This is a genomic window from Glutamicibacter sp. NPDC090743 (genome assembly GCF_044769125.1).
Lineage (GTDB): Bacteria > Actinomycetota > Actinomycetes > Actinomycetales > Micrococcaceae > Glutamicibacter.
The window spans coordinates 236,336-262,200 of sequence record NZ_JBIVXE010000007.1; the positions used below are offsets into that span (position 1 = coordinate 236,336).

Consider the following 25,865-nt stretch of genomic DNA (forward strand, 5'->3'; position numbering starts at 1 on the left):
TTCCGGGCTGGGGCAAAAGCTACTGCACCGCTTCACGCAGTTTGGTGCTCAAGCGTTCCAACTCATGGAATTCTTCTTCGGTCAGTGCGGTGCCCAGCAAATTGTGCAGATGCTTGACGTGCTCCCTTCCGATTTCCTGCTGGAGCTTGCGGCCTGCCTCGGTCAGCGAGAGCTGCATGGCACGGTGGTCATCCGGGTCGGCCTCGCGAACTACCAGCCCCTGGTCTTCCAATCGGGTGACCATGCGGCTGAGGCTGGGCTGCGAAATCAGCAACTGCTTGTTCAGGTCGACCATCCGGCTTTTGCCGCCGGGGCAGGTGCGCAAGTTGAACAGCACGTCGTACTCGCGCATGGACAGCTTGCCGAACTCCGGCATTGCGGTGATCTGGCGCATGACCGCCACCTGTGCCCGGAAAAGAGCCTCCCAGGCATCGGTGGCGACCTTCAATGAGGCTGCTGGATTACTGGTCCCGGTCACTTGCTACAGGCTCCTTGGTGTTTGCTTGCTCAGCTTCCAGTTTAGCGTCGCGAGCAGCAACCAATCCCGCATGGGTAGGAGCCGGGGTAAGGTCCTTCGGTGCCCGGGAATCCATTTCCTTGCGCAGTTCAGGCAGCACGTACTCGCCGAACAGGTCCAGTTGGTTCAGCACGGTCTTCAGCGGCAGGCCGGCATGGTCGATGAGGAACAGCTGTCGCTGGTAGCTGCCGAAGTACTCCTGGAAGGACAGCGTCTTCTCCAGCACCTGCTGCGGGGAGCCAACGGTCAGCGGGGTCTGGGAGGTGAAGTCTTCCAGCGACGGGCCGTGGCCGTAGACCGGGGCGTTATCGAAGTACGGGCGGAATTCCTTGACTGCCTGCTGGGAATCCTTGGCCATGTAGAACTGGCCGCCCAGACCAACCACGGCCTGGTCGGCGCGTCCGTGCCCATAGTGCTCGTAGCGCTCGCGGTACAGGTTGATCAGCTGCTGGTAGTGCTCCTTTGGCCAGAAGATGTTGTTGGCGAAGAAGCCGTCACCGTAGTAGGCGGCGATTTCTGCTACCTGCGGGGTGCGGATCGAGCCGTGCCAGACGAATGGTGCCACGTCATCGAGCGGGCGCGGGGTGGAGGTGAAGTTCTGCAGCGGGGTGCGGAACTTGCCTTCCCAGTTCACCACGTCCTCATCCCACAGGCGGCGCAGCAGGTGGTAGTTCTCCACGGTCAGGTTGACCGAGTCCTGCATGTTCTTGCCGAACCATGGGTAGACCGGCCCGGTGTTGCCGCGGCCCAGAACCAGGTCCACTCGGCCATCTGCCAGGTGCTGGAGCATGGCGAAGTCCTCGGCGATCTTCACCGGGTCATTGGTGGTGATCAGCGTGGTCGTGGTGGAAAGGATGATGCGCTCGGTCTGGGCGGCAATGTAGGCCAGTGTGGTGGTAGGGGAGGAGGAGAAGAACGGGCGGTTGTGGTGCTCGCCGATGGCGTAGACGTCCATGCCGATTTCTTCGACCTTCTTGGCGATCGCCACCGATGCGTCGATGCGCTCTTTTTCGGTAGGGATGCGGCCGGTAGTCGGGTCGCGGGTGATGTCGCTGACTGAGAATACTCCGAATTGCATGTCCACTCCTGTCTTCCTGGTGCAAGCGTTATGTCCTGCCACCAATTTATATGCGTATGCATGTAATAACAAGTTGATGCGTCAAATATTCCCGGGCTCCTCGGAGATCTTTCTTCCTGGGGTGAACCGGCCGGCGGGTGCCCGTCACACTGCCGGCAACGTGCAATGAGTCAATGGGCAATAAGTCAACGGCGGGTGGGGATGAAACCTGCACCCCAGAACAAGTTGCCTTGCTCGTGGGACGGTTCCAAAGAGGGCTGCCCTGGCGCGCACCGGCAATTGCGCCTGTGCTTGCGCAACTGGCGCAAAGCCCGTCGCAGCTGGCGCGCGGTCAGCGCGGATCCGGTATCCGTACCGGATTGCTGCTCCTGGATGCGAGCGAGCAGGATGGTGCATGGCGGAATCTGGGTTGCGTTCATGAGTTGGCCTTTCGTAGAAGTTCATACGACAGCCAACAGGCTCCAGCTAACTTGAGGTCAAGCGGCCGGACCTGAATAATTTCTCATATGACATCCTCCGGCCAGTCCGCAGTTCCAACAAGGAAAAGCCAATTAGGCATCGGGGATCTCGCTCGGCGCGCGGGAGTATCAGTGGCCGCGATCAGGTACTACGAGTCGCGGAACCTGATTTTCTCCACGCGGACCAACGGGAACATGCGCGTGTTCCCCAAGCACACGCTGCGCAGGCTGGCGATTATCGCTGCTGGCCAGCGCGTGGGCCTGACCCTGGCTGAAATCGCCGGCACGTTGGGCGAGCTGCCCGAGGACCGGGCGCCACGGCAGAACGAATGGGAACAGCTCAGCACGCATTGGAAGAAGATCATCGATCGCCGCATGCTCCAGCTCGAATCGCTGCGGGATTCGCTGGATGGATGCATCGGCTGCGGATGCCTGTCGATCAAGAATTGCTCGCTGGTCAACCCCGGGGACGAGGCTGCCGCGGAAGGCGAAGGCTCTCGCTGGATCCGCAAACTCGATGCGAACTCCAGCCACGGGGTTACCGGCGCCGTGGAGTGACGATTCCGCCCTGATAGGCAATCAGGGCGGCCTCCACGCGGTTGCGCGCACCGAGCTTGAGCAGGATTGCGGTCATATGCCCCTTGACCGTCACCTCGGTGAGCACCAGCCGGGCGGCGATCTCCGCGTTGGACAGGCTCTCGCCCACCAGCGCAAGGACTTCGCGTTCGCGCACGGTCAAGCCGTGGACCAGGGACCGGGCCCGGGACTGCGCGGCGGTGTCGATCCCGCGCACCTTGTCGATCACTCTCCGGGCAATGCGCGGGGAGAGCGCCGCGGCGCCTTCGGCCACCGCATGGATGGCGCCGAGCAGTTCCTCGGGTCCCGAGCTCTTGAGCATGAATCCGCAGGCTCCGCCGGACATGGCCCGGTTGATGTATTCCTCCTCGCCGAAGGTGGTCAGGACCAGCACCTTGGTTTCCGGAGCCTGGCCCAGGATTGCTTCCATGGCTCCCAGTCCGTCGAGTTGCGGCATGCGGATATCCATCAGGATCACCGAGGGGTCCAGGCGCGCGGCCAGTTCGATGGCGCGCACCCCGTTCTCCGCTTCCCCGGCAATGAAGATGCCCGGGTCGCTGGACAGGATTGCGCGCAGCCCGGCGCGGATCAGCGCATCGTCATCCACCAGCAGGACGCTGACGGGGGTATCCATGCTCATCTGCAGTTCCTTTGGCTAGCCGGCGGGGTAGAGGTGGTCGGTGGAAACCAGTACGTTTTCGGTGAAGCACAGGCGGAACATCTCGCTGCCCAGATCCAGCAGCCCGGTCCGGGCCGCGTAGTAGCGGCACTGCGCATCTCCTGGCGGTGCCGGCTCGTCGATCACGGGAAGCGGCTCATCCAGGCCTGGGGCGTGGACCAGCGAAGCAACCTGCCGTGCGTCCATGCCCACCGAGAGCTTCTGGAAGTCCGAGGGGTGCAGGGCGGTGGCCTGGTAGGTGGCATGCTGCAACAGCAGCAGGGCCGCGGCAATCACCGTGACGGCGAGGACCGGCATCAGCACCAGCATAGAGGTGCTCGTGCGCTTCACCGGCGGCTGCACCCCGGCAGGCGCCGGGTGCGGGGATGCCTGGGCAATGGAAGCGCGCAGTTCGAAACGCTCCTTGGTGCGGTGCACCGCCAGCGAGCCTCCGGCAGCTTCGAGGGTGCCGCGCAGCGAAGCTATCCCGGTGGCCCCAACCCGGCTGGGAGGCAGGGGGCCATGCAGCGGATTGGAAATGCTCAGCACCGCCTGCTCCGAGCGCGTATCGAGCTCGAGGTCCACCTCGGCATGCGGCGCGTACTTCGCCTCATTGGTCAACGCCTCCTGGGCCACCTGGCGCAGCACCGCGGCCCACCGGATGGATCCGGGGGCCTGGAGCGAGGGGCCCTTCCGGGAGAAATTGATCTTCATGCCCTTGGCCCGGGCCTGTTCGACCAGCTGCTCCAGCGATGAACCTGCCGGGCCCAGCGGCGCTTGTTCGCCGTCCTCGTGCAGCACCCCGATGATCTGGTGCAGATGCTCAATGGACTCATCGGCCTGCTCGCGGATCCGCTTTGCCTGTTCGTAGGCCGGCGTCCCCTGTTCCAAGGACACCTGCAGCCCGCCGGTGGACAGTGCCAGCAGCGCCAGATCGTGGCCCAGCTGGTCATGCATGGCTTCGGCAATGCGCGCCCTTTCCCGCAGCTCGGCTTGCACCACCACATGCCGGCGCTCCTGGCTGCGGAACAGCACCGCATTGCGCCGCGCCCGGCCCGCCCACCAGGGCAGCAGCGCGAAAAGCACCAGGCCCGTAAGGATATTCAGTGCGAAGGCCAGCAGGCTCAGGTGCGAGGACCATGCCAGCGTCACCCCGGAGGCCAGCGTCCCTGCCCCGAGGGCCAGCAATCCATGGGCCAGCGCGGAAACATGCCGTCCGGCCAGGTAGCTGCAGGCCGCGGCCAGGGGAGCGAGCACAACCCAGGCCCCGTTCGTGGAGATGGGAACCAGATAGGCGCACAGTGCCAGCAGCAGCAACAGGACCGGCTGCTTCCACGAGGTAGTCATGATCAACATGCTACGCAGAATCGGCGCAGCCAGACACCGACCAAGGTAGGGGTTCGGGGCCGCGCGTTGGCCGACTTCCAGCCGGTGCGCGGCGGCCCGGGCGAATCCTAGGGTTGAGCGCAGAACCAAAGGAGCACACCATGATCGCACTTGAAGCGCTGAGCAAGGACTTCGGCGCCACCCGCGCCGTCAATGCGCTGACCGCCACCATAGAACCCGGGCAGGTGACCGGATTCCTCGGACCCAACGGGGCCGGCAAATCGACCACCATGCGGATGATCCTCGGACTGGACGCGCCCAGCAGCGGGCGGGCACTGGTCAATTCGGTTCCCTACGCGCAGCTGCGCTACCCGCTGCAGGTTATCGGAGCGCACATCTGCGGCACGGCGGGGCACCCGGGGCACACCCCGCGCACCTTCCTCGCGTCCCTGGCGCAAAGCAACCGGATCCCGGCAACCCGGGTGGATGAGGTACTGGCCGACGTCGGGCTGCAGTCCGTGGGCACCCAGCGGATCGGCGGATTCTCGCTGGGCATGCGCCAGCGCCTGGGCATTGCCGCGGCGCTGCTGGGCGATCCGCAGATCCTGGTCCTGGACGAGCCGATGAACGGGCTGGATGCCGAAGGGATCGTCTGGATCAGGCAGCTGCTGCGCGCCCGGGCGGATCGCGGCGGGACCGTCTTCGTCTCCAGCCACCTGATGAGCGAGGTGCAGCAGGTCGCGGACCAGCTGATCCTGATAGGCCGTGGAGAGCTGATCGCCCAAGCCCCCACCAGGGAGCTGATCAGGCAATTCACCCAGCAGGTCATTACGGTGCGCTCGCCGCAGCTCGCGGCGCTCGCCGGACTCCTGCAGCGACCGGGCATCGAGCTGAACGCTGGCGAGGACCGGCTGGAGGTCATCGGCCTGCCGCTGGAAAATGTCGGTGGGCTGGCCTTCGCCCATGGCATCGAGCTGCATGAACTGAGCGTTGCCCACGGATCGCTGGAAAACGCCTACAACCAATTGACGCATGGCATGGTGGAGTACTCCGCCGAATCAGCTAGGGGAGCGGGAAGCAAATGAGCACGCTGCAGATCAAAGAGTCCGCATCCGGATACCCGGGCGCAGGGCTGCTGGCGGCGGCGCGCGCCGAGGCCGCTAAATTCTTCGGGCTGCGGTCGCTGCTCTGGCTTTATGGCTCGGGAATCGCGTTGTCCATCGCCTTGGGGTGGCTGCTGGGTGCCAGCGCGAAAGCCAGTGGGGACAATGGCTTCGACACGGCGATGCCCGCCCCGCTGATGGTCTTCGCAACCCTGCAATTCGGCCAGCTGTTCTTCGCTGCCGCCGCGGCCCTGCACATCACCAGCGAGTACTCCAGCGGCACCATCACCACCTCCTTGCAAGCGGTACCGCGCCGCGGGCTGCTGCTGGCAGCGAAGTCGCTGCTTCTCTCCGGGCTCGGTTTCGCTGCCGGGGTGGCCGTAATCGGCGTGGGCACCATCCCGGCAGCGCTCAGCGCGGGGCCGTACGGTACCTTCACCTTCTCCGACCTGGTTTCGGCTTGCCTGGGCGCCGGAACCTACCTGGCGCTGCTGAGCTTGATGGTGCTCGGGCTCGGGCTGCTGTGCCGGAACTCGGCCGAGGCGATCGTCTCGGCGATCATGCTGGTGACCGGGCTGCCGCAGATCCTGCAGCTGATTCCCTTCTCATGGGTGCAGACGGTGGCCGACTACCTGCCCAGCAATGCGGCGACGTTCATGGCCACCGGCGCCACCGAACCCTATGGGCCGACGGTGGCGCTGCTGGTGCTGGCAGGCTGGGCCGTGGCCCTGCTCGGAGCCGGATATGTTTCGCTGAAGCGGCGCGACGCCTAGCCGCAGGCAGCGCACAGCGGGGTATCGGGCATGATGCCCGATACCCCGCTGTGCGCACGTGGCTGGCGTTGCTAGGCCTTGGACCGAAGCTGGGCTCGGTCCCGCCATGCGGCGGTGCTCCATAGGGCAAGCGCTACCAGCGCTGGCTGGAAGAAGAGCCGGGCAAGCCGTTTCCCGTCGGTGTCCAGGCCGAACGCGTCGCGTCCCTCCTGCCACTGGGCGAGATTGCCGGGGAATACCGCGACGAAGAAGAGCGCGGCGATCCAGCCCACGGCGACCCGCTTCTTGAGCAGCGCCAGCAGGGAAAGTCCCAGGCCGATTTCGGCGACACCGGAAAGGATGACCGTCAGGTCCGGATCCAGCGGGACGAAGTCCGGGACCTGGGCGCGGAATTCCTCGCGGGCAAAGGTCAGGTGGCTGACCCCGGCGAAGCCCAGGAATGCCCCGAGCGCAATCCGTGCGCCGTGCCGGGCAATTCCCAGGGGCTTCGCCGCCGGGGACCTAGTCATCGCTGACGCTGACCAGGACATCGATGTTGCCGCGGGTGGCGTTGGAGTAGGGGCAGACCTGGTGGGCCGCATCGGCCAGTTCCTGGGCCAGTGCGGGTTCCATGCCGGGAATGATGACTTCCAGCTCAACCGAGAGCTTGAACCCGTTCTCTCCGTCGCGGTTCAGGTGGACTCGGCCGCCGACGCTGGAGTCCTCGATCTTGACCTTGCGGCCGCGCGCCACCATATTCAATGCCGAGTGGAAGCAGGCGGCGTAGCCCGCGGCGAACAGCTGTTCCGGGTTGGTGCCGGCTCCCGAGCCGCCCAGTTCTGCCGGGGAGGCCAGGGCCAGATCGAGCTTGCCGTCCGGGGTCTGGACGCGGCCTTCGCGGCCTTGGCCGGTGGACAGGGATTCAGCGATGTACAGGGTTTCCATGAAACTGCCTTTCGATGAGGGTGAAATCTGGTAGCTATTTTCCGGAGGGTTGGTCCGGAGCGGGGATTTGCTGCATGGAGGCGGTAATGCGGTGCAGGGATGCCAGCAGCGCTTTGGCGCTTTCCATATCCGGCAACCCGGTGCCGCAGGCGATCTGCGCCGGGATATGCGCCAATTCCTTGCGCAGTGATACGCCAGCGGGGGTCAGGCGGACGTTGACGACGCGGCTGTCCTGGTCATCGCGTTGGCGTTCGATGAAGTCCTTTTGTTCCAGCCGGCGCAGCAGCGGGGACAGGGTCCCGGAGTCCAGCTGGAGCATCTCGCCGATTTCGCGCACCGGCTTATCGCCTTCGGACCACAGTGCAACGAGCACCAGGTACTGGGTGTAAGTCAGCTGCCAAGGGGCGAGCAGCTCGGTATATGCGCGGGTGGTGGCCCGGCTGGCCGAGTAGAGGGAGAAGCACACCATGTCGTCAACTATTGCCATGGAATAATGATTGCACGCAATTCAATTGTGCGCAACTTAAATTATCGATTCGCCAGGCGTGGCGCTGCGCGGACCGCAGGACGGGGGCTTTGAATTCGAGCCGGACCGGCACTGGAATCGGGGGACAGTGACGGGCCGGAGCACCGGCAGGGATCTTGTCCCGCCGGCTGATGGGGGCATGTTTCGCGCCCTTGCGTTGGCGTCGCTAAGCTGGGATCCATGAGCATCGGCAACTACCTGGCGAAGGCCGGAGGGCGCACCTGCCCCCGCCTGGCGGTAGTCCGCTCGCTGCTGCTGATCAGCGCGGTGCTTTTCGGCTTGTTCTCGATGCATGTGATGCATCATGGAGCCTCGGCGCAATCCCCGGCCCCAGCCCCGGTCGCGCAGGCGCATCCGGCTCACACCCAGCCCGCGCACCATGCTCCGCCAGCCGATGCGGGCGGCGGGGAGCAGGGCTGTACCGACTGCCCGATGGGCCATGAGATGGCCGCCGCCGGTTGCGTCTTGGCGTTGCTGGCCATGCTGCTGTTCCTGCGGCCGCCGCAGACCGTAGCCGTTCTCCGGGCGGTGTTCCCGCTGACCTTGTGCGTGGCATCGGAACTGCGGGGGATCGCGCCGGATAAACCTGATCTGGTTGCGTTGGGGATCTGCCGAACGTGAGAACTTGGCCGGTCGATGCACTGGCCTCCAGCTAGTTCCGGCGCCGCCGCAGGCGTACGCCGCTCACGTTCCAGATCCACTAGGAGAATCACCATGAACAAGCAGACCCTCATTTCCAGCGCCCTCGTACTGGGTGCAACGCTCGCCCTCGCCGGATGCGCAGGGGAACCAGCAAGCACCGAGGCGCCGAGCGCCTCGGCCTCCGGTTCGCATTCCGGGCATTCCATGGACCAGTCCGCGTCGGCCAACGACGCCGATATGGCCTTCGCCGCGGGCATGAAGGTGCACCACGAACAGGCGATCGAGATGTCCGGCATCCTGCTGGGCAAATCCGGGATTCCCGCCGAGGTGGCATCCCTGGCCGAAAGGATCCAGGCTGCGCAAGGCCCGGAGATCGAACGCATGGACCGCTGGCTTTCCGAGTGGAATATGTCCGGCGGGATGGATCACGGGAGTATGGACCACGGCGACGGGATGGTCCCGGAAGAGGGGATCAAGGCGCTGGAAGACGCGACCGGCTCCGACGCTGCCCGGCTCTTTCTCGAGCAGATGATCATGCACCACGAAGGCGCCGTGGAGATGTCCAAGACCGAGATCAGCGAGGGAAGCTACCCGGCGGCCCTCGACCTGGCCCAGCAGATCGTTGATTCCCAGACCAAGGAAATCAATGAGATGAAGCAGCTGCTTGAGACGCTGTAGCCCGGAATTGGAGACAGGAAGGTTGGGAGTGGCCATGTCTGGAATATTTGCCGGCGGCAAGAGCTACCGTGCCCGCATTGCGGCCACGGGCGCCGGTTCGCTGCTCGCGCTGGCCGTGCTGGCCGGATGCAGCACCGCTGCGGCACCCGTTGCGCAGCCCGAGCCTACGGTGGTTGCAGCAGAGGACACCGGTCAGTTCCTCGCCGACCTTGGACTGGAAGGACTCGACGCCAAGGCGGCCATCGACCGGCTCGATCGCTTGCCGCAGGAGCAGCGGCCGGAGAACTTCACTGCCATGGTGCAGCCAACGCAGCTGGTGCTGGCCGATGCGTCGGGACGCACCGCGAACCTGCCGCTGCCGGAAGGCCAGTACTATCTTTCGGCCGCGCCCTATGTGGACCAGACGCACAGCTGCCATTTCCATAGCCTCACCACCTGCCTTGGGCAGCTGCAAGGCAAGGAAGTGGGGGTCAAGGCCGTGAACGCCGAGACCGGGGAGGTGCTGGTGGACCAGGGCATGGAAACCTTCGACAACGGATTCATCGGCCTCTGGGTTCCGCGGGGAATCACGGTGGACCTTGAATTCATCTGCCAGGGGAAGAGCGCCAAGACCACGGTGTCCACCGCCGGGCAGTCCAGCGCAACCTGCCTGACGGAGCTGCGGCTAGTCTAGGGCCAGCGGCCGCGGACAGCGCGCAAACGGACTCGGGCCTGCAACCACGAAGGTGGTTGCAGGCCCGAGTCATGGCGTCGCCAAAGCCTAGTCGTTGGGCTTGGGCGGTGCCTGCTTCATCAGCTCTTCGAAGGCCCGGCGTTCCTTGCGCGAGACCGGGATCTGGCCGGTCAACGGGTTGACGACCTGGCCAGCGGCTTCGGCAGGCGCGGGCTTAGCCGCGGGGCTCTTCCCGGCATCTGCGGTCTTCGAGGCCTCCGTGGCCGCGGCTTCTGGCGCAGCGCCCGGAACGATCTTGGCGCTGGCGCTGTCCATCGCCCGGGACAGGTCCTGGGCAGCGATATGCTGCTGCGCCGAATGCTTGCGCGCGCGGCGGGCCTTGGCGTTCTTCTCCTTGCGGGACTCGACCAAGCGGTAGAGCACCGGCACCAGGATCAAGGTGAGCACGGTGGACGAGACCAGGCCGCCGATCACCACCACGGCCAGCGGCTGGGAGATGAATCCGGACTGGCCGGTCAGGCCCAGGCCCATCGGCACCAGCGCGAAGATGGTAGCCAGGGCGGTCATCAGGATCGGGCGCAGGCGCTGGCGGGCGCCGTGCATGATGGCATCCTCCAGGGACATGGCCGGTCGCTCGGCGCTGTCCTGGCGGTACTGGTTGATCAAGTCGATCAGCACAATCGCGTTGGTCACCACGATGCCCACCAGCATCAGCATGCCGATCAGCGAAGGCAAACCCAGCGGGATCCCCGAGATCAGCAGCAGGCCGATAGCGCCGGTCGCCGCGAAGGGAATCGAGACCAGCAGGATCAGCGGCTGGATCAGCGACTTGAAGGTGGCCACCATGATCACGTAGACAATCGCGATGGCTGCCAGCAGCGCCAGGTACAGCTGGTTGAAGGACTCGGCCTGCTCGGTTGCCGCGCCGCCGATCTCCGCGGTGGCGCCCTCGGGCAGCTGCACCGAGTCCAGGCTCGCGGCGACGTCCTTGGACACCTCTCCGAGCATGTTCTCCACCGGAGCCAGGGTGACCGTAGCGATACGCTCGCCGTTGGAGGTGGTGACCTGCTGGACCACCTTGGCACGCTCAACGGTGGCCAGATCCTGCAGTTCCCTGATGCCGGTGGCGGTAGGGATCTGCAGCTCGCGCAGCTTCGCCAGGCTGTCCAGATCCATCCCCTCGCCGATCTGCACCGTCATGTCGGTGTAGTCCAGGCGCAAGGTGCCTGCCGGAACAGGGGAGACCTGCGAAGCGACCATGCCAGCGAGCTGAGTCTCGGTCAATCCCGCCTCGGCAGCCTTCTGCGCATCGATATCGATGGACACCTGCTCGCGTTCGGCAGAGAGGTTATCGGAGATTTCGGTGACGTTCGCGGTACCTTCCAGTGCTTCGCGCATCGTGGAGGTCGCCTCGCGCAGGATCCCCTCGTCCGGGGCCTTGATCTCGATGGTGACATCGCTGGACATCATGGCCGAGGAGTTCGAGCCGAAGCTCAGGTCCAGGTCCTCGGCCAGGTCCAGGCCTTCCACCTGCTCGCGAACCGTGTTCGTCAGCGCTTCCTGGTCGGCATCGGCATCGGTGATCACGGTGAAGCTTGCGGTATCCGAGCCGGAGGAGAACATGGCAGCCATGCCGCTGGCGGTGCCCACGGTCAGCTGGACATCTTCGATTCCCTCGATATCAGCGAGCCCGGTCTCGATCTTTGCCGCTTGCTTTTCGGTGGTTTCCATGGAGGTGCCCGAAGGCATCTTGGCGGTGATGGAAATGGAGTTCTCGCCGGTGGAGCCCAGCAGGTTGGTGTTCAGCAGCGGGGTCATGGCCACGGTGCCGGCAAGAACCAGCACCGATGCCAGCAAGGTGATGACCGGGTGCTTCTGGGTCCCCTCCAGCACCGGAATGTAGGCACGCTGCAACCACGACTTGTCTTCGGCCACATGCACGGTATGGGTTTCGCCGCTGCCCGGGCGGTGCGGTAGGAACCAGTACGCCAGTACCGGAACAATGGTCAGCGATACCAGCAGCGACGCCAGCAGCGCGATGGTCATGGTCAGCGCGAACGGGCTGAACAGTTCGCCGGCCATGCCGCCCACCAGGGCGATCGGCAAGAAGACCGCCACGGTGGTCAGGGTCGCCGCGGTAATGGCGCCGGCCACTTCCTTGACCGCCAGCAGGATCGACTGAGCCTTGGATTCGCCATGGGACAGGTGGCGCTTGATGTTCTCGATCACCACAATCGAGTCATCCACCACGCGGCCAATGGAAATGGTCAATGCGCCCAAGGTGAGCATGTTCAGCGTGTATCCAAAGGCATTCATCCCGATGAAGGTGGCCATCAGGGACAGCGGGATGGAGATCGCGGTGACCAGGGTGGAGCGTACCGAGAACAGGAACACCAAGATGATGATTACCGCGAAGCCCAGGCCCAGGGCGCCTTCCAGCGCCAGGTGCTTGATCGAGTCCTCGATGAAGGGTGCCTGGTCGAAGATCGTGGTCAAGGTGGCCTTGTGGCCCAGCTCGGACTGCAGGTCGGCAAGCATTGCGGTGACCGCGTGCGAAATGGCTACCGTGTCTCCATCGGGAGTCTTGGTGACCTGGATGGACAGGGTCTCCTCGCCGTTGGTGCGGGTAATGCTGGTGGCCTCATCGGCCTTGACGGAGACCTCGGCGACGTCCTTGAGCAGCACCGGACCGCCATCGGTGACCAGCGGGATCTCCTTGATGGCCTCCAAACTGTCCGGGGTGGAGCCGGCGATGACCGGCAGTTCCAGGCCATCGACGTCCATGTTGCCAATGGGCATGGGGGAGCCGGCGTTCTCGATGCCGTCCTTCAGATCCGTGACGGCCAAGCCGGCATCGCGCATCTGGTCGTCTTTCGGGATCACCGCAATGTGCTGGGAGGCGCCACCGGAGACCGAGGCCTCGCGGACCCCCTCGATCTTCTGCAGCTTGGGCAGGGTCAGGCGCTCCACGTCGTCGTTGAGCGCTTCCAGGGACTGGTCCGAGGAGACGGCCAGGGCCAGGACCGGGAAGTCCGCGATGGAGCCGGCGAAGGCGGTAGGCTCGACATCCTCGGGAAGCTGGGCCTTGGAATTGGCAATGGCCCGTTCCACCTGGGTCCGGGCACGGTCCATGTCCGTGCCGTATTCGAAGGTCAGCGAGATGCGGGTGAAGCCGGTCTGCGAGGTAGCGGTGGAGGATTCCAGGCCCTCAACTGCCTGCAAAGCGGTTTCCAGCGGTTCGGCCACCTGCTCGTCGATCACCTCGGGGCTGGAGCCCATTTGGGTTGCCATGACCGAGATCTGGGGGAATTCCAGGGCGGGGATCAGCTCCTGCTTGAGCGATCCCATGGAAATCACGCCGAAGACGGCGGCGAAAACCGTGATGAGCGCAATGAGCGCCCGGTTTTTCAATGACAAGATGGCCAAGCGCTGCATGCGGGTGTGGTCCTAGCTGTGTCGCAGTGGGAGGGGCTGATCTCAACTTTAGTTGGTTGCCATTGCTCAACAGTCACCGGGAGATGTAAAGCACGCAAAATCATCCCAATGGATTACCCCGAAGCTGCTTGGGGCCCGCCCGCATGTGCCAATGCTGCCGATGCCGCGGCGCGCGCAGCGCTGCTGGAGCGCCTGCCCGATTCTAAGGGAAGGCGGTGGCTGCTAGCCGCATGGAATACTGGGGACATGAGTCTGCAGATGCCGATTGCGGTGCAAGCCACCGCGCAGCAAGGGATCCGGCGGCTAATCAGGATCAGGTACCGCTATTTCAGCTACGCCCTGCGCTACGCCGACGGGCGGGAAGTCTCCGGCCTGGGCTGGGCCGAGGCCGATAAATTGCTGCAAGGGCACCGGTATCCCGCCGATGCCTCGTGCACGCGCCACGGCGCCGAACGCCATTGCCCCGGCCTTGGCGCCGGTGCCTGGGTGGACTACCCCTACGGCGAGCCGCTGGACCGGCCATAGCCCGACCAGTGCCCGAATATGCGAGAACCGCCCACCAAAGCTGGTGGGCGGTTCTCGTTGTGCTTGGTGCCTACAGTCCCAGGGACTTGTCGGTGGCTGCCTTGACCTCAGCGTAGAGTGCTGGGTTCTCGTTCAGCTTCTGGCCGTAGGAAGGAATCATGTCCTTGAGCTTCGACTCCCAGCCTGCGAACTGCTTGGGGAAGCAGCGCGAAAGCAGCCCGACCATGATCGGGGTAGCGGTCGAAGCGCCTGGCGAAGCGCCGAGCAGGCCGGAGATCGAGCCGTCCGAGGAGGTGATGACCTCGGTGCCGAACTGCAGCACGCCGCCCTTTTTGGCATCCTTCTTGATGACCTGAACGCGCTGGCCAGCGGTGATCAGCTCCCACTTGGAACCATCTGCATCCGGGAAGTACTCGGCCAGCGCCTCGTCCTTCTTGGAGCGGGACTTGAGAACTTCCTTGATCAGGTAAGTGGTCAGATCCAGGTTGTCCTTGCCGACTGCCAGCATCGGGATGATGTTGTGCGGGCGCAGGGACAAGGGGAGATCCAGCTGGCCGGTGGACTTCAGGAAGTTCATCGAGAAGCCGGCGTAGGGGCCGAACATCAGCGAGCGCTTGCCGTCGACAAAGCGGGTATCCAGGTGCGGTACCGACATTGGAGGAGCGCCCACCGAAGCCTGGCCGTAGACCTTGGCGTGGTGCTGGTTGATGACGGTCTCATCGGTGCAGCGCAGGAACTGACCGGAGACCGGGAAGCCGCCGAAGCCCTTGATCTCGTCGATGCCGGCCTTCTGCAGCAGCGGCAGTGCGCCACCGCCGGCACCGACGAACACGAACTTGGCCTTGACGTTCTTGACTGCGCCCGAAGCGTTGTCCTTGACGCTCAGTTCCCAGCCGGCGCCCGAACGCTTGATGCCCTTGACCTTGTGGCCGTAGTTCACCGAGGCGCCAGCGGCGCCCAGCGAGTCGGTCAGGTCCCGGGTCAGGCGGCCGAAGTCGACATCGGTACCGGAGGAAACGCGGGATGCGGCAACCTTCTGCGAGGCATCGCGGCCCTTGGCCACCAGCGGGGTCCACTGGTTGATGGTGTCCAGGTCGTTGGTGATTTCCAGTTCCTCGAACAACGCATTGGGCTTCAGTGCCTCGTAGCGGGTCTGCAGGTACTTGGAGTGGTCCTCGCCGATGACGAAGGACATATGCGGCAGGGCGTTGATGAAGCTGTTGTCGGCAACGCGGTTGTTCTCGACGGCCCACGAGTAGAACTGGCGGGAAACCTGGAACTGCTCGTTGATGCCAATGGCCTTGGCCGGATCGACCGATCCGTCAGCCTTGGCAGCGGTGTAGTTCAGTTCGCACAGTGCCGAGTGGCCGGTACCTGCGTTGTTCCAAGGGGAGGAGGATTCCTGCCCGGCCTTGTCCAGGTTCTCGAAAAGACCAATGGACCAGGTTGGTTCCAGCTGGTTGATCATGGTGCCAAGGGTGGCACTCATGATGCCGGCACCGATTAGTACTACGTCAAAAGATTCGGTTGACGTTTCAGAAGGCACGAGGATCTCCATCGACAGTGATACTTTGCTCTCTCCCAGAGTAGACCTATATCCCCGGGGGTTAGAAATCGTTAACTGGGTTAACGGTCACTAACTTGAGATAGACGGCGAGTTTGCCATCTGCACATCCGCGTAGCACTCGTTGAGCATCGGCGATGGCGGATAGAAGGTGACGTTGCCGTTAAACGCCAGCGCAGAGATCGGAAAGACCAGTGGGAGCGCGGGCAGATCCGCGTTCAGGGTCTTGAGGATATCGGCATAGGCGGCGGTCCGTTCCTCCCCGGAAGGGATGGAACGGGCCAGCATGATCTGTGAGTCAAGTAACGTCGAGGTGTATCCGAACTCATTCTCCTTGGCCGCCAAAATGCCGGAAAGGAAGTCGTCTGCCGAACGGTAGCCGCCGGAGAAGCCCAGCAGGTGCAGTCCCTCGAAGTCCTTGGACCGCACGGTCTGCACGTAGCCGTCGGTCCATGCAATCGGGCGCGGCTTGATGCGGATCCCCACTGCGGCGAGGTCCTCGGCGATCTGCGCGAAAGTGCGTTCAGGCAGCGGCAGGTAGTTGCGCGAAACCTGCAGCGGGTAGGCGAACTCGATCTGTTCGCCCTTGTAACCCAGCTCGGCCAGCAAGGTCTTGGCCTTCGACGCATCGTGGTTCGGCGTATCTTCCGGTGCCGGAATGCTCAAGGCAGAGGGCAAGAGGGTCGAAGCGTGCTTGGACCCTTGCAGGAACAGCTTCTCAGCCAGCGAGCTGCGGTTGACCGCGTGCGCAATGGCCATGCGGAATTCCGGCTTGGCCAGCCACTTATTGCGCTGGTTCATGCCGAGGTAGAGCACGGAGAAGGGATCGCGCTGGACAACCACCTTGGCATTGCGCACCAGCGTGCGCATGATGTCCACCGAGACCATGTCGAAGCCGTCGATTTCATCGGCCAGCAGTGCGCCTTCGCGATTGTAGGGCGAAGGAACAGCAGAGATCAGCGCAACCTCGGGATGCGCGGTGTTATTGGACAGCCGCGGTTGATTCCAATAGTCCTTGAAGATCTCCAGGCGCACCACATTGTTCTCATGGGAAACGAAAGTGTATGGCCCGGTACCCACCGGGTGGGTGGAGAGCGACTCGGCCGGGTTCTGCCCGGGGCCGCCGGTCAACGCGCTGGGCGCGGCAATGGCCATGCCCGGCAAGGTCAGCGCTTCGATCAGCCCTGGCAGCCGGCGGCGCAGGTTCAAGGCGACCAGGTACTTGCCGGTTGCCTTGACGGATTCGAAATAGCTTGCGGAACCGGCTGCGGACTTGCCCTCGAAGAGCTTGGTGTCGAACTTCTTGGTCAGCTCTTCAAGCTGCTTGGTGCGCAGCTGCTGGGTGGCCAGTTCCTCTTCGCTGGCGTCGGCAGCGCTCTTGAACTCTTCTTCGAGTTCCTTGGCGGTTGGAAGCTTGGGGATGTCGCTGTCGAAGTGGAAAACATTGGCAAAGCCCTGGCTGGATGAAGCGCGCAGCTGCGGAGACAAGTTTTCCCAGCGGTTGAAGTTGGCGACAACTGCTTCTGCGGTCAATTCGGTGCCGTCGTGGAAGAGCACGCCTTCGCGCAGGGTGAAGGTGTAGCGCAAGCCATCAGGGCTTTCGGTCCAGGATTCGGCCAGGCCGGCTACGGCGCCACCGGTATCGGGATCGATATCGACCAGCGTCTCGTACACCTGGCGGGTGATCCGGAAGGATTCGTTATCTGCCACGATGGCCGGATCCAGCTTGACCGGGGGAGCGGCTGCTGCCAGGCGCAGGGTCCGGGGAATGCGCGGTGCGCTGGCCGAGGCTGTGGGCGAAGCGGAGGACGCGGGCCCCGGGTTTCCGGTGCAGGCGGTCAGTGCCAGTGCGGTAGTCGCCAATGTACCGGTCAGCAATGCGCGTCGTGATACGAGTTTCAATGGCAATTCGGGCACTGGGATGACTCATCTTCCTATGGCAGGCGGTACTGCTTCGCGCAGGGAACAAGCAAGTAAATGTGCGCAAAGGTATTTATCAAAGATAGCGCACCACGGCCACGGCTCCGGGAGCCAAAACTCCCGGAGCCTTCAACTGTCGCTAAATTGTTAGCTGCGGTGCACGAGGTTCTCGCCGTCGTTGCCCGCGGCCCAGGCCTGCACCTGCTTCTTGAGCAACTTCACCATGCGCGGGAAGAACGCCTTGGTGTTGCCGCCGTTGTGGGGAATGACCAAGGCATTGGGGTGCTGCCACAATGGGTGATCGGCCGGCAGGGGTTCTGGATCGAATACATCCGATGCCATATTCAAGCGGCCCGAAGCGACTTCTGCCACGATTGCCTCGGTATCCACCACCGGGCCGCGCGCGACGTTGACCACGGTTGCACCGTCGGGAAGCTTAGCCAGCAGATCAGCGTCAACCAGATGATGGGTGGAATCGTTGAGCGGCACGATCAGGATCAGCACTTCGATCTCCGCCGCGCGCGCTGCGAGATCCGAAGTTGCGAAGACCTCGCCATGCTCATCGGTGCGGGCCGTGGAGCCGAAGCGCAGGAGATTGACCTCGAAGGGCTCCAGGCGCTTGCGGATCTCTTCGCCGATGCCGCCCACGCCAACCAATGCCACCGTCCGATCAGCCAAGCCGGGCCACTGCTGGGGATTCCATCGGCCTTGTTGCTGGTCTCGGACCGCGTGCGGGTAGCCGCGCAGGGATGCGATGGCCAGGCCGATGGCCATCTCGGCGGTAGCCGCCGCGTGGACGCCGGCCGCGGTATTGATATTTGCGCGATCGCCAATCAGGTCAACCATTCCGTCGAAGCCGGTGGTCTGGGTCTGGACGATCTTGACGTTCGGTGCCTTGCGGATGTTCTTCAGCGTCTGGGGATTCGACATATAGGGAAGGATGGCAATGTCGATTTCTTCCAGCGTAGTTCCGGGGGTGCTCTCCAGGTCCCAGAGCACAGCTTTGAGGTTTTCCGGGATCGGACCGACCGCATCAATCAGATCTTGTGTCGGGAATGAAATCGTTCGTTGGGTGCTCATGGAAACACTGTACAAACCCCATCCGCGCTTTGGTAGTAACCCCTAGTCATGTCCTGTAATGAAGGTCACCGCAGAATACTGGCCCCCGAATTTGCGCTGAGGGAAATTGCTGGTAAAGTTTTATCTCGTTGCGAAAGCGCGAAGCCCGAAAAGCTTCTAGAACATCGCAGCGGGCGCCTCTAGCTCAATTGGCAGAGCAAATGACTCTTAATCATTAGGTTCCGGGTTCAAGTCCCGGGGGGCGCACGAACAATTTGTTCGGTTCACCAGACAACTTGTTTTCATAAATAAATACGCGCTTTTAGCTCAATTGGTAGAGCAAATGACTCTTAATCATTAGGTTCCGGGTTCGAGTCCCGGAGGGCGCACAAAACAAAGGTCAGGCTTCGGTCTGGCCTTTTTTGTTTGTCCCGGTGGACCAGCCAGCGCTTGACGCGGGAGTACTTTGGCCTGTGGCCCCCAGTAGGCTGGCCCGCGCCGGAGCCGGGAGGGGATTGGGGAAAGGGGGTCCCAGGCCACTGGCAGGAAAGTGGCTAGCTGCGGCTGAACCTTCGGGCGACGCCACGCTGCGGCTTCCTGGAAATCATTGCTGAAGGTGCGCCCGGGGTGCCGTGCGGACCGGAACCGAGGGGGAGTGCTGGCCGCGAGTGGCAAATCCTGGAGTTGCCCCCGCCGTGCCAGGGTGGATAGCTAGGTCCGGACCGGAAAACTATGTGTGTTTTAGATTACTTTCAAGCCGAGCAAATAGTGATATTATGAATCTGACTTGGACATTTATGTTCTCAGGTCGGGTACTGGCCGATTTTTGCTTTTGCACCATTTCTGCCTATGATTGTCTACGTCGCAAAGACGAGTTCTGAAAAAGAACTAGTCAGAGCGAGGAAGCGCTTTTAGCTCAATTGGTAGAGCAAATGACTCTTAATCATTAGGTTCCGGGTTCGAGTCCCGGAGGGCGCACAGTAGATCCGATCTGATTCGTCAGGTCGGATTTTTTGTATACGGCAAAGAAAAGAGGATCAGCTCATGAGTACTTCCGAAAAGACTAACCGTCTGTCCATCGGTGACCAGGCCCCTGATTTCACCTTGCAGGACGCTGCTGGCAAGTCTGTTGCCTTGGCTGATTACCGCGGCAAGAAGACCATCGTGTACTTCTACCCAGCCGCATCCACCCCGGGCTGCACGAAGCAGGCCTGCGATTTCCGCGATTCACTCGAATCCTTGCACTCCCTGGGTTACGCAGTTCTGGGCATTTCCCCGGACAAGACCGCCAAGCTGGAAAAGTTTGTCGCCAAGGAAGAACTGAACTTCCCGCTGCTCTCCGACGAGGACCACGCGGTAGCTGAAGCCTACGGCGCCTGGGGAGAAAAGAAGAACTACGGCAAGGTCTACGAGGGGCTGATCCGCTCCACTATCGTGCTCGATGAAGAGGGCAAAATCGCGCTGGCGCAGTACAACGTTCGCGCCACCGGCCATGTAGCCAAGCTGCGCCGTGACTTGGGCATTGATCCCAAGTAGACCCCTTGTTTGGCTGATTTCATATCAGGCAGAACTTCCGCTACACTAAATGAGGTCGCCTTCGAGGAAACAGTGTTTCCGGTGTAGCGCTAGCGAGTATGGCGGAATTGGTAGACGCGCTGGATTTAGGTTCCAGTGTCTTCGGACGTGAGAGTTCAAGTCTCTCTACTCGCACCAACTGAACCCTGCGGTCTGATTCCATCGGCCGCAGGGTTTTTGCATGCATCCGCAGCGGTTGACCAAGCGTATGATCCAAACAAGGCAAGCGGCCGCGATCCGAGGAGGAGGGGCACCATGGCAGCCAAGGAACTGCCCACCATGTATGGACTTTCTGAATCCGATCCTGGCCAGGACCTGATCAAGAGGGCAGGCATCGCTCCTGCCAATCTGGAGCAAATCGACCGCATCATGGCTGAAATGGGCCGGATGCGCCAGATCGAACGCCGCATCATGCGCAGCTCCCAGCAGTTCATGAAGCTGAACGAAACCGATATGCGGGCGATCCGCAAGATGATCTCTGCCAAGCATGCGGGCCAATCCGTCACCCCGGGTGCGCTGAGCCAGTATCTGGGAATTTCCAGCGCGTCGGTCACCAAGATGATTGACCGCTTGGAAGCCCACGGCCATGTGCGACGCACCAGGCATCCAACCGACCGGCGTTCGCAATGCGTCGAGGTTATCGAAGAAACCCATCTGGCAGCACGCGAGCAAGTGGGGCGGCACCATGCCAAGAGATTCGAAGTGGCCAACGCGATGAGCCCCGAGGAACGGGACGTAGTGATCCGGTTCCTTGCCGGGACCTCCGATGCCTTGGAAAGCAGCCTCGATTCAACGGCTGCCTGCGAAGCGGAGTAGTCCCGGGGACGTACCGGATCCTCAGCCAGCCGCCTGCTTTTCCGCGGCGCGCACGATGTTCTTGATGGTGGCCGGGAAGATGGCGCCATGGAACGGGTATACCGCCCACCAGTAGCAGCGTCCGGCCAAGCCCCGCGGGAAGAATACCGCTCGCTGGACCAGTTCGCTTCGCCCGTCAGCTCGCTTGTCGATCCGGTAATCCAGCCATGCTTGGCCCGGGGCGCGCATCTCCGCGCGCAAGCGCAGCAAGCTGTTTTCCTCCAGGGCTTCCACGCGCCACCAATCCACCACATCTCCTAGTGCCAGCGTGCTGTGCGAGCGGCGTCCGCGCCGCGACCCCACGCCGCCTGCCAGTTTGTCCATCAAGCCGCGCAGCTTCCACAGGGCGGGGAAGGCGAAATACGGTGATTCCCCGCCGAGCCGATGCAGCACGCTGAAGAGCTGCGCCTCGGTTGCCGTGGTGCTGATGCGGCGGATGTCGGTGTAGGCCTTGCGCCCTGACCAATCCGGATCAGAGGGCAGCGGTTCGGCGGGTGCCGAAATCGGCTGGGCGGTAGCCCAACTGGTTTGCACCGCGTCGGCATCCATCTTCTCCAGTGCCAGCTGCACCGCTCGCGGATAATCGCACAAGCCCTGGGCCGGCGGGGCAATCAGCTTGTCGATGTCCCGCGAGCCCATGACGCAATCATGCTGCAGCGACTGCACCAGCGCGGAAGCCAGGGTGTGCGGCAGCGGCGTCACCAGATTCACCCAGTGCGAAGCCAGCCGCGGGGTGAGCAGCGGCAATGGCCAGACTTTCGGCTCGCGCAGGCCGGCCACCTGGGCATAGATCTTCATCAGCTGCGCGTAGCTGTAGGTGCCGGGGCCGCCGATGTCATAGGTTCCCTGCGCGGGCTGCGCCAGTTCGGCGCAGGCCGCCAGGTAGTGCAAGGTGTCGCGGATGGCGATGGGCTGGACCTGGTTCAGTACCCAGCGCGGGGCCGGCATCACCGGCAGCACATCGCTCAGGTGCCGGACCATTTCGAAACTGGCCGAGCCGGAGCCGATCACCAGGCCCGCCTGGAGCACCAGGGTGCTGGCGGCCGCTGACAGGATCTGCCCCACGGCCACGCGCGAGGCCAGGTGCTCGCTGAGTTCGCCTGCAGGATGCAACCCGGAAAGATAGACCAGCTGGCTGACGTCCTGTTCGCGTACGACCTGCGCCATGACCTGCGCGCACGCTTTCTCCTGCGCCGCGAAATCCCGGGTCCCGGACATCGAATGCACCAAGTAGTAGAGCAGGTCCGCGTCCTTGCAGAGCTTGGCCACGGCGTGCTCATCTTGCAGGTCGCCCTCGACGATCTCGACTTGGCCGCGCCACGGGGTATCGCGCAGGCGCTGCGCATCACGGGTGAAAACCCTGACCTGGTGCCCGTTGCGCAAGAGCAGGGGCACCAGGCGTCCGCCGATATATCCGGTCGCTCCGGTCACTGCGATCAAGCTCATGGCGTTCGAACCCCGCGCTTGCGCCACGCGATCACCATGGATCCGAGCAGGAGCATTGCTGCGCAGCCCAGCGCGGAGTACCCGGCCAGTTCGGACTGGTTGCTGCCGGCCAGCCGGCTCACGCCGATCCAGCCCAGCCCCCAGGCCATGGCCAAGGCGGTGAAGATCCTGCCCGAGTAGGCGGTCGTGCCCAGCCCGATGGCCGCTGCGACCACCAGCAGTGCCACTGCCGCTCCTGGTGCCCAGGAGGCGTCCTGGCCAAAGCCCAGGGAGAGCAGCCATGCAGAGGTGTTGGCGATGCTGGCCACGCAGACCCAGCCCAGGTAGATGCCGAAGGTCAGCCACATGATCCAGTATTCGGTGCGCGAAGCCGGGGTGCCTGCCACCATGATGGTCAGCATCCAGGCCAAGCACGCGACGAGGATGAAGATCACCGCGACGCTGGCCCCCAGCCAGCCTAGCTGGACCACGGTAATCCATGCGGCGTTCAGCAATGCGGAAAGCAGCGCGGGAATCCGCAGCTTGGCAGCCCAGGCCGAGCGGCGTCCGGCGGGGGTGAGCTGGAAGATTCCGTAGACGGCCAGCCCGGCGTAGATCACGCTCCAGATGGAGAAGGCCGGACCCGCGGGGGCCAGCAGCGTCGAGTCAGCGCCCAGATAGCCGCCGGCTGCCTGCTGGACCGGAGTTCCGCCCAGGGCCCCGCTTCCGATGAATGAAACGGCAATGGCCAGGACCAGGGCAATCGCCGTGAACACCGGCAGTGCCCAGGATGTTGCTGACGCGGGGGCTCGATAGGGAAAATTCGGGGAATCCGTGGAACTGCTCATCGTGTGCTCCTGATGTCGGTTGAAAATTTTCCCGCTTCGAGTCGACAAAACGAGATAGTTAAACCATGATGTATCTAGAAAAGCTAAATATCAACTACGCGAGAGAAGTTATCATGGATTGTTCACGTCCGCTGATTGCCTCGGAAGTGTTCCGGTTGCTGCTCAAGCTCCAGCGGTCCTATGCACTGAGCGAAGCGCGCCTGCGCCACAGCCTTGACCTGAACGATACAGATTTGCGTGCGGTGAACCTGCTGCGTTCCATGCAAACGCCCAGCTCCGGGGAACTGGCCCGCGAACTGGGAGTGTCATCGGCAGGAATCACCTCGGTCCTGGACCGGCTCGAAGCCCGCGGGATGGTTGAAAGAAGGCACCATGCCGCGGACCGGCGGCGCACCCTGGTGGCCCCGGGGAGCAATTTCCCGGTGTCCACCGGGCCAGGGCAGGTGCTGCTGCGCAATCTGCACACGTTCTACGCGCAGCTGGACGAGCCGTCCCGCAGGAATCTGGGCGCCCTGCTCGAAGAAGCCCGGCGAGAGCTGGAAACGCGGGACACCGTGAGCAGCGAAGAGAACCAAGCAAACCCCACCACATCCTTTCAGTAGGGAACCATGAGAATGCACACCACCACACACCAGGCCCCGCAGGCCGCAGCGGCTGGCGCGCCAGCCTCAGGCGGGCTCATCGATGCACCCACCCGGCGCGCCATCAGCGATCGGCTGGAACTGCTGGCCACGCAGGCCCAGCACCGCAGCGCCGCCTACTCCGCGCAGACTGCGCTGCTCTGGTCCCGGATCTCCGAACGGCTGGCTACCGGCAAGCTGATGCGCCCGGGGCTGGTAATGCTCGGCTACCGGGCCTTCGGCGGCCGCAATGAGGCCCGCGCCATCGACCTGGGCTGCGCCTTCGAGCTGCTGCACGCCGCCTTGCTGATCCACGACGACGTGGTGGACCGCGACTTCGTGCGCCGCGGGGAAAAGACCATCTCGGCGCTCTACCGCGACCACGCCATCGCCAGCGGCCGGAACCGGGCCGACGCCGAGCATGCGGGCAATTCCGTGGGCATCATCGCCGGGGACCTGCTGATCAGCGAAGCGATCAAGCTCGCGGCCAGGGCCGCGGCCGGAAGCGACAGCGAAGCCGGGGTCCAGCAGGCCTTCTTCCAAGCCATCGAGCAGGCAGGGGCCGGAGAGCTCGAGGACCTGCTCTACTCGCTGGCCCCGGCTCCAGCCACCACCAGCCAGGTGCTGCGCATGGAACAGATGAAAACCGCGGCCTACTCCTTCCAGCTGCCGCTGCAGGCCGGAGCGCTCCTGGCCGGGGCGCACCCCGGCCAGGCCGAGGCCATCGGCGCGGTGGGCTGCCAGCTCGGGGTGGCCTACCAGATCATCGATGATGTGCTGGGCACCTTCGGGGACCCGGCACGCACCGGCAAGCCGGTGGAATCGGACTTGCGCGAATTCAAGAGCACCATCTTGCTGGCCCTGGCCAGCGAGCAACCCGAATTCGCCAAGCTGCTGGGCGGATTCCGCGAAGGAACAGTGGATGCCGGCCGGATCCGCCAGGAACTAGCCGCGCAGGGGGCCGAGCGCTTCGCCCGGCAGCTGGCCCAGCAGCTGTGCTCGCGGGCCACCGGCTCCGCGGCCTTCCTGGACCTGCCCGAAGAAGCCCGGACGCTGCTGCGCGAGTGCACCGGCCTGATCCTGGATCGAAGCAGCTGAACGCCATGAAACCCTACAATTCCCCTCACAGCACCGCAGGCACCGCCGCCTTGGAGCACTATTCGCGCACCGCCCAGCGCAGCGCCAGGGTGGTACTGGGCGAATACTCCACCTCGTTCTCGCTGGCCTGCAAGCTGCTGGATGCCGCCAGCGCCAGGCACATCGCCAATATCTACGCGCTGGTGCGCCTGGCCGATGAAATCGTGGACGGGGTGGCCTGCCAGGCCGGCCTGGACAACCAGGCCATCGCCGCCTGCCTGGACGAGCTGGAAGCAGAAACCCTGCGCGCCATGGAACGCGGGTACAGCACCAACATGGTGGTCCACGCTTTCACTATTTCCGCCCGGGCCACCGGCATCCACGCCGAGCTCACCGCCCCGTTCTTCGCCTCAATGCGCGCGGACCTGGGCACCGGGCAGCATGATGCGCGCAGCTTGCAGGACTACATCTACGGCTCGGCCGAAGTCATCGGGCTGATGTGCCTGCAGGTCTTCCAGGCGATGCCCACCGCGCCGGACTTGACGCCTGCCCAGGCGCAGCGCGCCAAGCACGCCGCCCGCAGCCTGGGCGCGGCCTTCCAGAAGGTCAACTTCCTGCGCGACCTGGCGGAAGACAGCGAAGATTTGGGACGCAGCTACTTTCCCGGCCTGGACCCGGCAGGATTCGATGAGCCAAGCAAGGCGAAGCTGGTTGCGCAGATCGAGCAGGACCTGGCCCAGGCCCGTGCCGGCCTGCCCTACCTGGCCCCGTCCGCTGCCCGGGCGGTGCGCCTGGCCCATGACCTGTTCCGCGAACTGAACTCCCAGCTGGACAAGGCCCCGGCCTCCCAGCTGCTGCGCACCCGCATCTCGGTCTCCGCCCCGCGCAAGGCGCTGATCGCCGCCCGCGTGCTGCTGGGCACCCGGGGCACCACCGGCCGCAAGCCAAGAATGGAAGTAGCAAGCAGATGAACCACGCACAAAGAGAAGTCGTAGTCATCGGGGGCGGATTCTCCGGCCTGGCCAGCGCC

The 25,865-nt window shown here is 63.7% G+C and carries 26 protein-coding genes, 4 tRNA genes and 1 pseudogene; 17 read left to right on the top strand and 14 right to left on the bottom strand.

Translation table 11 applies throughout. The features are described 5' to 3' along the window. Positions 1 to 19: 19 nt before the first annotated feature. From ACIQTS_RS15755 to ACIQTS_RS15765, 3 genes are all read right to left on the bottom strand, one after another. Complete coding sequence (locus ACIQTS_RS15755; protein ID WP_105658053.1) at positions 20 to 478, bottom strand: MarR family winged helix-turn-helix transcriptional regulator; 459 nt, start codon at positions 476 to 478, stop codon at positions 20 to 22. Next, positions 462 to 1,595 carry an LLM class flavin-dependent oxidoreductase gene (locus ACIQTS_RS15760; RefSeq protein ID WP_105661548.1) on the bottom strand — a complete coding sequence of 378 codons (1,134 nt, stop codon included), beginning with the start codon at positions 1,593 to 1,595 and terminating at the stop codon, positions 462 to 464. The genes ACIQTS_RS15755 and ACIQTS_RS15760 overlap by 17 nt, the downstream gene beginning before the upstream one ends. Before the next feature lie 185 nt (positions 1,596 to 1,780). Then, entirely contained in the window at positions 1,781 to 2,014 is a 234-nt protein-coding gene (locus ACIQTS_RS15765) for a hypothetical protein (RefSeq protein ID WP_402473845.1), read from the bottom strand. Between the two features lie 87 nt (positions 2,015 to 2,101). On the opposite strand from ACIQTS_RS15765, the gene soxR reads away from it, so the two are divergent. After that, positions 2,102 to 2,611: a redox-sensitive transcriptional activator SoxR gene (soxR, locus tag ACIQTS_RS15770; RefSeq protein WP_402473846.1), complete on the top strand. Its 510-nt coding sequence runs from the start codon at positions 2,102 to 2,104 to the stop codon at positions 2,609 to 2,611. Here soxR and ACIQTS_RS15775 read toward each other — a convergent pair. Both ACIQTS_RS15775 and ACIQTS_RS15780 read right to left on the bottom strand, forming a co-directional pair. After that, positions 2,592 to 3,269: a response regulator gene (locus ACIQTS_RS15775; RefSeq protein WP_402473847.1), complete on the bottom strand. Its 678-nt coding sequence runs from the start codon at positions 3,267 to 3,269 to the stop codon at positions 2,592 to 2,594. The two genes, soxR and ACIQTS_RS15775, sit on opposite strands and share 20 nt — an antisense overlap. A gap of 15 nt (positions 3,270 to 3,284) precedes the next feature. Continuing rightward, positions 3,285 to 4,634: a sensor histidine kinase gene (locus ACIQTS_RS15780; RefSeq protein WP_402473848.1), complete on the bottom strand. Its 1,350-nt coding sequence runs from the start codon at positions 4,632 to 4,634 to the stop codon at positions 3,285 to 3,287. 140 nt (positions 4,635 to 4,774) lie between these two features. Here ACIQTS_RS15780 and ACIQTS_RS15785 point away from each other — a divergent pair, with 140 nt between their 5' ends. Both ACIQTS_RS15785 and ACIQTS_RS15790 read left to right on the top strand, forming a co-directional pair. Continuing rightward, positions 4,775 to 5,698, top strand: coding sequence for an ATP-binding cassette domain-containing protein (locus tag ACIQTS_RS15785; protein WP_402473849.1), 924 nt, complete (start codon positions 4,775 to 4,777; stop codon positions 5,696 to 5,698). After that, on the top strand, positions 5,695 to 6,489 hold the full coding sequence (locus ACIQTS_RS15790; protein ID WP_402473850.1) for a hypothetical protein: 795 nt from the start codon (positions 5,695 to 5,697) through the stop codon (positions 6,487 to 6,489). Before ACIQTS_RS15785 ends, ACIQTS_RS15790 begins: the two co-directional genes overlap by 4 nt. A 71-nt stretch (positions 6,490 to 6,560) precedes the next feature. Here ACIQTS_RS15790 and ACIQTS_RS15795 read toward each other — a convergent pair whose 3' ends face one another. From ACIQTS_RS15795 to ACIQTS_RS15805, 3 genes are read right to left on the bottom strand one after another with little or no spacing between them, the layout of a single operon-like run. Beyond that, positions 6,561 to 6,998 carry a DoxX family membrane protein gene (locus tag ACIQTS_RS15795; RefSeq protein ID WP_105658060.1) on the bottom strand — a complete coding sequence of 146 codons (438 nt, stop codon included), beginning with the start codon at positions 6,996 to 6,998 and terminating at the stop codon, positions 6,561 to 6,563. Further along, entirely contained in the window at positions 6,991 to 7,413 is a 423-nt protein-coding gene (locus ACIQTS_RS15800; RefSeq protein ID WP_402473851.1) for an organic hydroperoxide resistance protein, read from the bottom strand. The genes ACIQTS_RS15795 and ACIQTS_RS15800 overlap by 8 nt, the downstream gene beginning before the upstream one ends. A gap of 34 nt (positions 7,414 to 7,447) precedes the next feature. Next, entirely contained in the window at positions 7,448 to 7,900 is a 453-nt protein-coding gene (locus ACIQTS_RS15805; RefSeq protein ID WP_181148888.1) for a MarR family winged helix-turn-helix transcriptional regulator, read from the bottom strand. Between the two features lie 219 nt (positions 7,901 to 8,119). Between ACIQTS_RS15805 and ACIQTS_RS15810 the strand changes: the two genes are divergently transcribed. The 3 genes from ACIQTS_RS15810 (at position 8,120) to ACIQTS_RS15820 (ending at position 9,932) form a co-directional block, all read left to right on the top strand. Further along, positions 8,120 to 8,560, top strand: a complete 441-nt coding sequence (locus tag ACIQTS_RS15810) for a hypothetical protein (protein WP_402473852.1) — start codon at positions 8,120 to 8,122, stop codon at positions 8,558 to 8,560. Positions 8,561 to 8,653: 93 nt separating this feature from the next. Next, the gene (locus ACIQTS_RS15815; protein WP_402473853.1) at positions 8,654 to 9,259 is read left to right on the top strand and encodes a DUF305 domain-containing protein; all 606 of its coding nucleotides are present in this window, start codon (positions 8,654 to 8,656) and stop codon (positions 9,257 to 9,259) included. Positions 9,260 to 9,293: 34 nt separating this feature from the next. Beyond that, entirely contained in the window at positions 9,294 to 9,932 is a 639-nt protein-coding gene (locus ACIQTS_RS15820; protein WP_402473854.1) for a CueP family metal-binding protein, read from the top strand. An 87-nt stretch (positions 9,933 to 10,019) separates the two neighbouring features. Here the strand turns inward: ACIQTS_RS15820 and ACIQTS_RS15825 are convergent, their stop codons facing one another. Beyond that, complete coding sequence (locus ACIQTS_RS15825; RefSeq protein ID WP_400290921.1) at positions 10,020 to 13,367, bottom strand: efflux RND transporter permease subunit; 3,348 nt, start codon at positions 13,365 to 13,367, stop codon at positions 10,020 to 10,022. Between the two features lie 246 nt (positions 13,368 to 13,613). On the opposite strand from ACIQTS_RS15825, the gene ACIQTS_RS15830 reads away from it, so the two are divergent. After that, entirely contained in the window at positions 13,614 to 13,892 is a 279-nt protein-coding gene (locus tag ACIQTS_RS15830; RefSeq protein WP_105658066.1) for a hypothetical protein, read from the top strand. Positions 13,893 to 13,962: 70 nt separating this feature from the next. Here the strand turns inward: ACIQTS_RS15830 and ACIQTS_RS15835 are convergent, their stop codons facing one another. The 3 genes from ACIQTS_RS15835 to ACIQTS_RS15845 form a co-directional block, all read right to left on the bottom strand. Further along, positions 13,963 to 15,456 carry a malate:quinone oxidoreductase gene (locus ACIQTS_RS15835; RefSeq protein ID WP_402473896.1) on the bottom strand — a complete coding sequence of 498 codons (1,494 nt, stop codon included), beginning with the start codon at positions 15,454 to 15,456 and terminating at the stop codon, positions 13,963 to 13,965. Between the two features lie 72 nt (positions 15,457 to 15,528). After that, on the bottom strand, positions 15,529 to 17,373 hold the full coding sequence (locus ACIQTS_RS15840; protein WP_402473855.1) for an ABC transporter substrate-binding protein: 1,845 nt from the start codon (positions 17,371 to 17,373) through the stop codon (positions 15,529 to 15,531). A gap of 150 nt (positions 17,374 to 17,523) precedes the next feature. After that, positions 17,524 to 18,456, bottom strand: a complete 933-nt coding sequence (locus ACIQTS_RS15845) for a 2-hydroxyacid dehydrogenase (RefSeq protein ID WP_402473856.1) — start codon at positions 18,454 to 18,456, stop codon at positions 17,524 to 17,526. 173 nt (positions 18,457 to 18,629) lie between these two features. Here ACIQTS_RS15845 and ACIQTS_RS15850 point away from each other — a divergent pair. The 6 genes from ACIQTS_RS15850 (at position 18,630) to ACIQTS_RS15875 (ending at position 20,826) form a co-directional block, all read left to right on the top strand. After that, a tRNA-Lys gene (locus ACIQTS_RS15850) sits at positions 18,630 to 18,702 on the top strand. A 49-nt stretch (positions 18,703 to 18,751) separates the two neighbouring features. Next, positions 18,752 to 18,824: transfer RNA gene (locus ACIQTS_RS15855), tRNA-Lys, on the top strand. Positions 18,825 to 19,340: 516 nt separating this feature from the next. Then, a tRNA-Lys gene (locus ACIQTS_RS15860) sits at positions 19,341 to 19,413 on the top strand. A 66-nt stretch (positions 19,414 to 19,479) separates the two neighbouring features. Beyond that, positions 19,480 to 19,971: a thioredoxin-dependent thiol peroxidase gene (bcp, locus tag ACIQTS_RS15865; RefSeq protein WP_332595358.1), complete on the top strand. Its 492-nt coding sequence runs from the start codon at positions 19,480 to 19,482 to the stop codon at positions 19,969 to 19,971. Positions 19,972 to 20,063: 92 nt separating this feature from the next. Further along, positions 20,064 to 20,148 (top strand) — tRNA-Leu (locus ACIQTS_RS15870). Between the two features lie 117 nt (positions 20,149 to 20,265). Next, entirely contained in the window at positions 20,266 to 20,826 is a 561-nt protein-coding gene (locus tag ACIQTS_RS15875) for a MarR family transcriptional regulator (RefSeq protein WP_332727839.1), read from the top strand. A 21-nt stretch (positions 20,827 to 20,847) separates the two neighbouring features. Here the strand turns inward: ACIQTS_RS15875 and ACIQTS_RS15880 are convergent, their stop codons facing one another. Together ACIQTS_RS15880 and ACIQTS_RS15885 are read right to left on the bottom strand one after the other, a co-directional pair. Then, positions 20,848 to 22,311, bottom strand: a complete 1,464-nt coding sequence (locus ACIQTS_RS15880) for an SDR family oxidoreductase (protein ID WP_402473857.1) — start codon at positions 22,309 to 22,311, stop codon at positions 20,848 to 20,850. Then, the gene (locus tag ACIQTS_RS15885) at positions 22,308 to 23,138 is read right to left on the bottom strand and encodes a tryptophan-rich sensory protein (RefSeq protein WP_400290928.1); all 831 of its coding nucleotides are present in this window, start codon (positions 23,136 to 23,138) and stop codon (positions 22,308 to 22,310) included. The genes ACIQTS_RS15880 and ACIQTS_RS15885 overlap by 4 nt, the downstream gene beginning before the upstream one ends. 113 nt (positions 23,139 to 23,251) lie before the next feature. Between ACIQTS_RS15885 and ACIQTS_RS15890 the strand changes: the two genes are divergently transcribed. The 4 genes and pseudogenes from ACIQTS_RS15890 to ACIQTS_RS15905 form a co-directional block, all read left to right on the top strand. Next, positions 23,252 to 23,740 carry a MarR family winged helix-turn-helix transcriptional regulator gene (locus tag ACIQTS_RS15890; protein WP_402473858.1) on the top strand — a complete coding sequence of 163 codons (489 nt, stop codon included), beginning with the start codon at positions 23,252 to 23,254 and terminating at the stop codon, positions 23,738 to 23,740. Between the two features lie 12 nt (positions 23,741 to 23,752). Then, on the top strand, positions 23,753 to 24,856 hold the full coding sequence (locus ACIQTS_RS15895) for a polyprenyl synthetase family protein (RefSeq protein WP_402473859.1): 1,104 nt from the start codon (positions 23,753 to 23,755) through the stop codon (positions 24,854 to 24,856). A 5-nt stretch (positions 24,857 to 24,861) separates the two neighbouring features. Beyond that, positions 24,862 to 25,806: a phytoene/squalene synthase family protein gene (locus tag ACIQTS_RS15900; protein WP_402473860.1), complete on the top strand. Its 945-nt coding sequence runs from the start codon at positions 24,862 to 24,864 to the stop codon at positions 25,804 to 25,806. Next, positions 25,797 to 25,865: pseudogene (locus ACIQTS_RS15905) on the top strand (hypothetical protein); the annotation flags it as partial. The gene ACIQTS_RS15900 and the pseudogene ACIQTS_RS15905, both read left to right, overlap by 10 nt.

Coding starts and splice junctions, on each gene's coding strand:
- ACIQTS_RS15820 (WP_402473854.1), top strand. CDS start 9,294: ATGTCTGGAATATTTGCCGGCGGCAAGAGCTACCGTGCCCGCATTGCG.
- ACIQTS_RS15805 (WP_181148888.1), bottom strand. CDS start 7,900: ATGGCAATAGTTGACGACATGGTGTGCTTCTCCCTCTACTCGGCCAGC.
- ACIQTS_RS15875 (WP_332727839.1), top strand. CDS start 20,266: ATGGCAGCCAAGGAACTGCCCACCATGTATGGACTTTCTGAATCCGAT.
- soxR (WP_402473846.1), top strand. CDS start 2,102: ATGACATCCTCCGGCCAGTCCGCAGTTCCAACAAGGAAAAGCCAATTA.
- ACIQTS_RS15810 (WP_402473852.1), top strand. CDS start 8,120: ATGAGCATCGGCAACTACCTGGCGAAGGCCGGAGGGCGCACCTGCCCC.
- ACIQTS_RS15760 (WP_105661548.1), bottom strand. CDS start 1,595: ATGCAATTCGGAGTATTCTCAGTCAGCGACATCACCCGCGACCCGACT.
- bcp (WP_332595358.1), top strand. CDS start 19,480: ATGAGTACTTCCGAAAAGACTAACCGTCTGTCCATCGGTGACCAGGCC.
- ACIQTS_RS15880 (WP_402473857.1), bottom strand. CDS start 22,311: ATGAGCTTGATCGCAGTGACCGGAGCGACCGGATATATCGGCGGACGC.
- ACIQTS_RS15785 (WP_402473849.1), top strand. CDS start 4,775: ATGATCGCACTTGAAGCGCTGAGCAAGGACTTCGGCGCCACCCGCGCC.
- ACIQTS_RS15795 (WP_105658060.1), bottom strand. CDS start 6,998: ATGACTAGGTCCCCGGCGGCGAAGCCCCTGGGAATTGCCCGGCACGGC.
- ACIQTS_RS15890 (WP_402473858.1), top strand. CDS start 23,252: ATGGATTGTTCACGTCCGCTGATTGCCTCGGAAGTGTTCCGGTTGCTG.
- ACIQTS_RS15815 (WP_402473853.1), top strand. CDS start 8,654: ATGAACAAGCAGACCCTCATTTCCAGCGCCCTCGTACTGGGTGCAACG.
- ACIQTS_RS15845 (WP_402473856.1), bottom strand. CDS start 18,456: ATGAGCACCCAACGAACGATTTCATTCCCGACACAAGATCTGATTGAT.
- ACIQTS_RS15765 (WP_402473845.1), bottom strand. CDS start 2,014: ATGAACGCAACCCAGATTCCGCCATGCACCATCCTGCTCGCTCGCATC.
- ACIQTS_RS15780 (WP_402473848.1), bottom strand. CDS start 4,634: ATGACTACCTCGTGGAAGCAGCCGGTCCTGTTGCTGCTGCTGGCACTG.
- ACIQTS_RS15895 (WP_402473859.1), top strand. CDS start 23,753: ATGCACACCACCACACACCAGGCCCCGCAGGCCGCAGCGGCTGGCGCG.
- ACIQTS_RS15800 (WP_402473851.1), bottom strand. CDS start 7,413: ATGGAAACCCTGTACATCGCTGAATCCCTGTCCACCGGCCAAGGCCGC.
- ACIQTS_RS15900 (WP_402473860.1), top strand. CDS start 24,862: ATGAAACCCTACAATTCCCCTCACAGCACCGCAGGCACCGCCGCCTTG.
- ACIQTS_RS15825 (WP_400290921.1), bottom strand. CDS start 13,367: ATGCAGCGCTTGGCCATCTTGTCATTGAAAAACCGGGCGCTCATTGCG.
- ACIQTS_RS15790 (WP_402473850.1), top strand. CDS start 5,695: ATGAGCACGCTGCAGATCAAAGAGTCCGCATCCGGATACCCGGGCGCA.
- ACIQTS_RS15885 (WP_400290928.1), bottom strand. CDS start 23,138: ATGAGCAGTTCCACGGATTCCCCGAATTTTCCCTATCGAGCCCCCGCG.
- ACIQTS_RS15830 (WP_105658066.1), top strand. CDS start 13,614: ATGAGTCTGCAGATGCCGATTGCGGTGCAAGCCACCGCGCAGCAAGGG.
- ACIQTS_RS15775 (WP_402473847.1), bottom strand. CDS start 3,269: ATGAGCATGGATACCCCCGTCAGCGTCCTGCTGGTGGATGACGATGCG.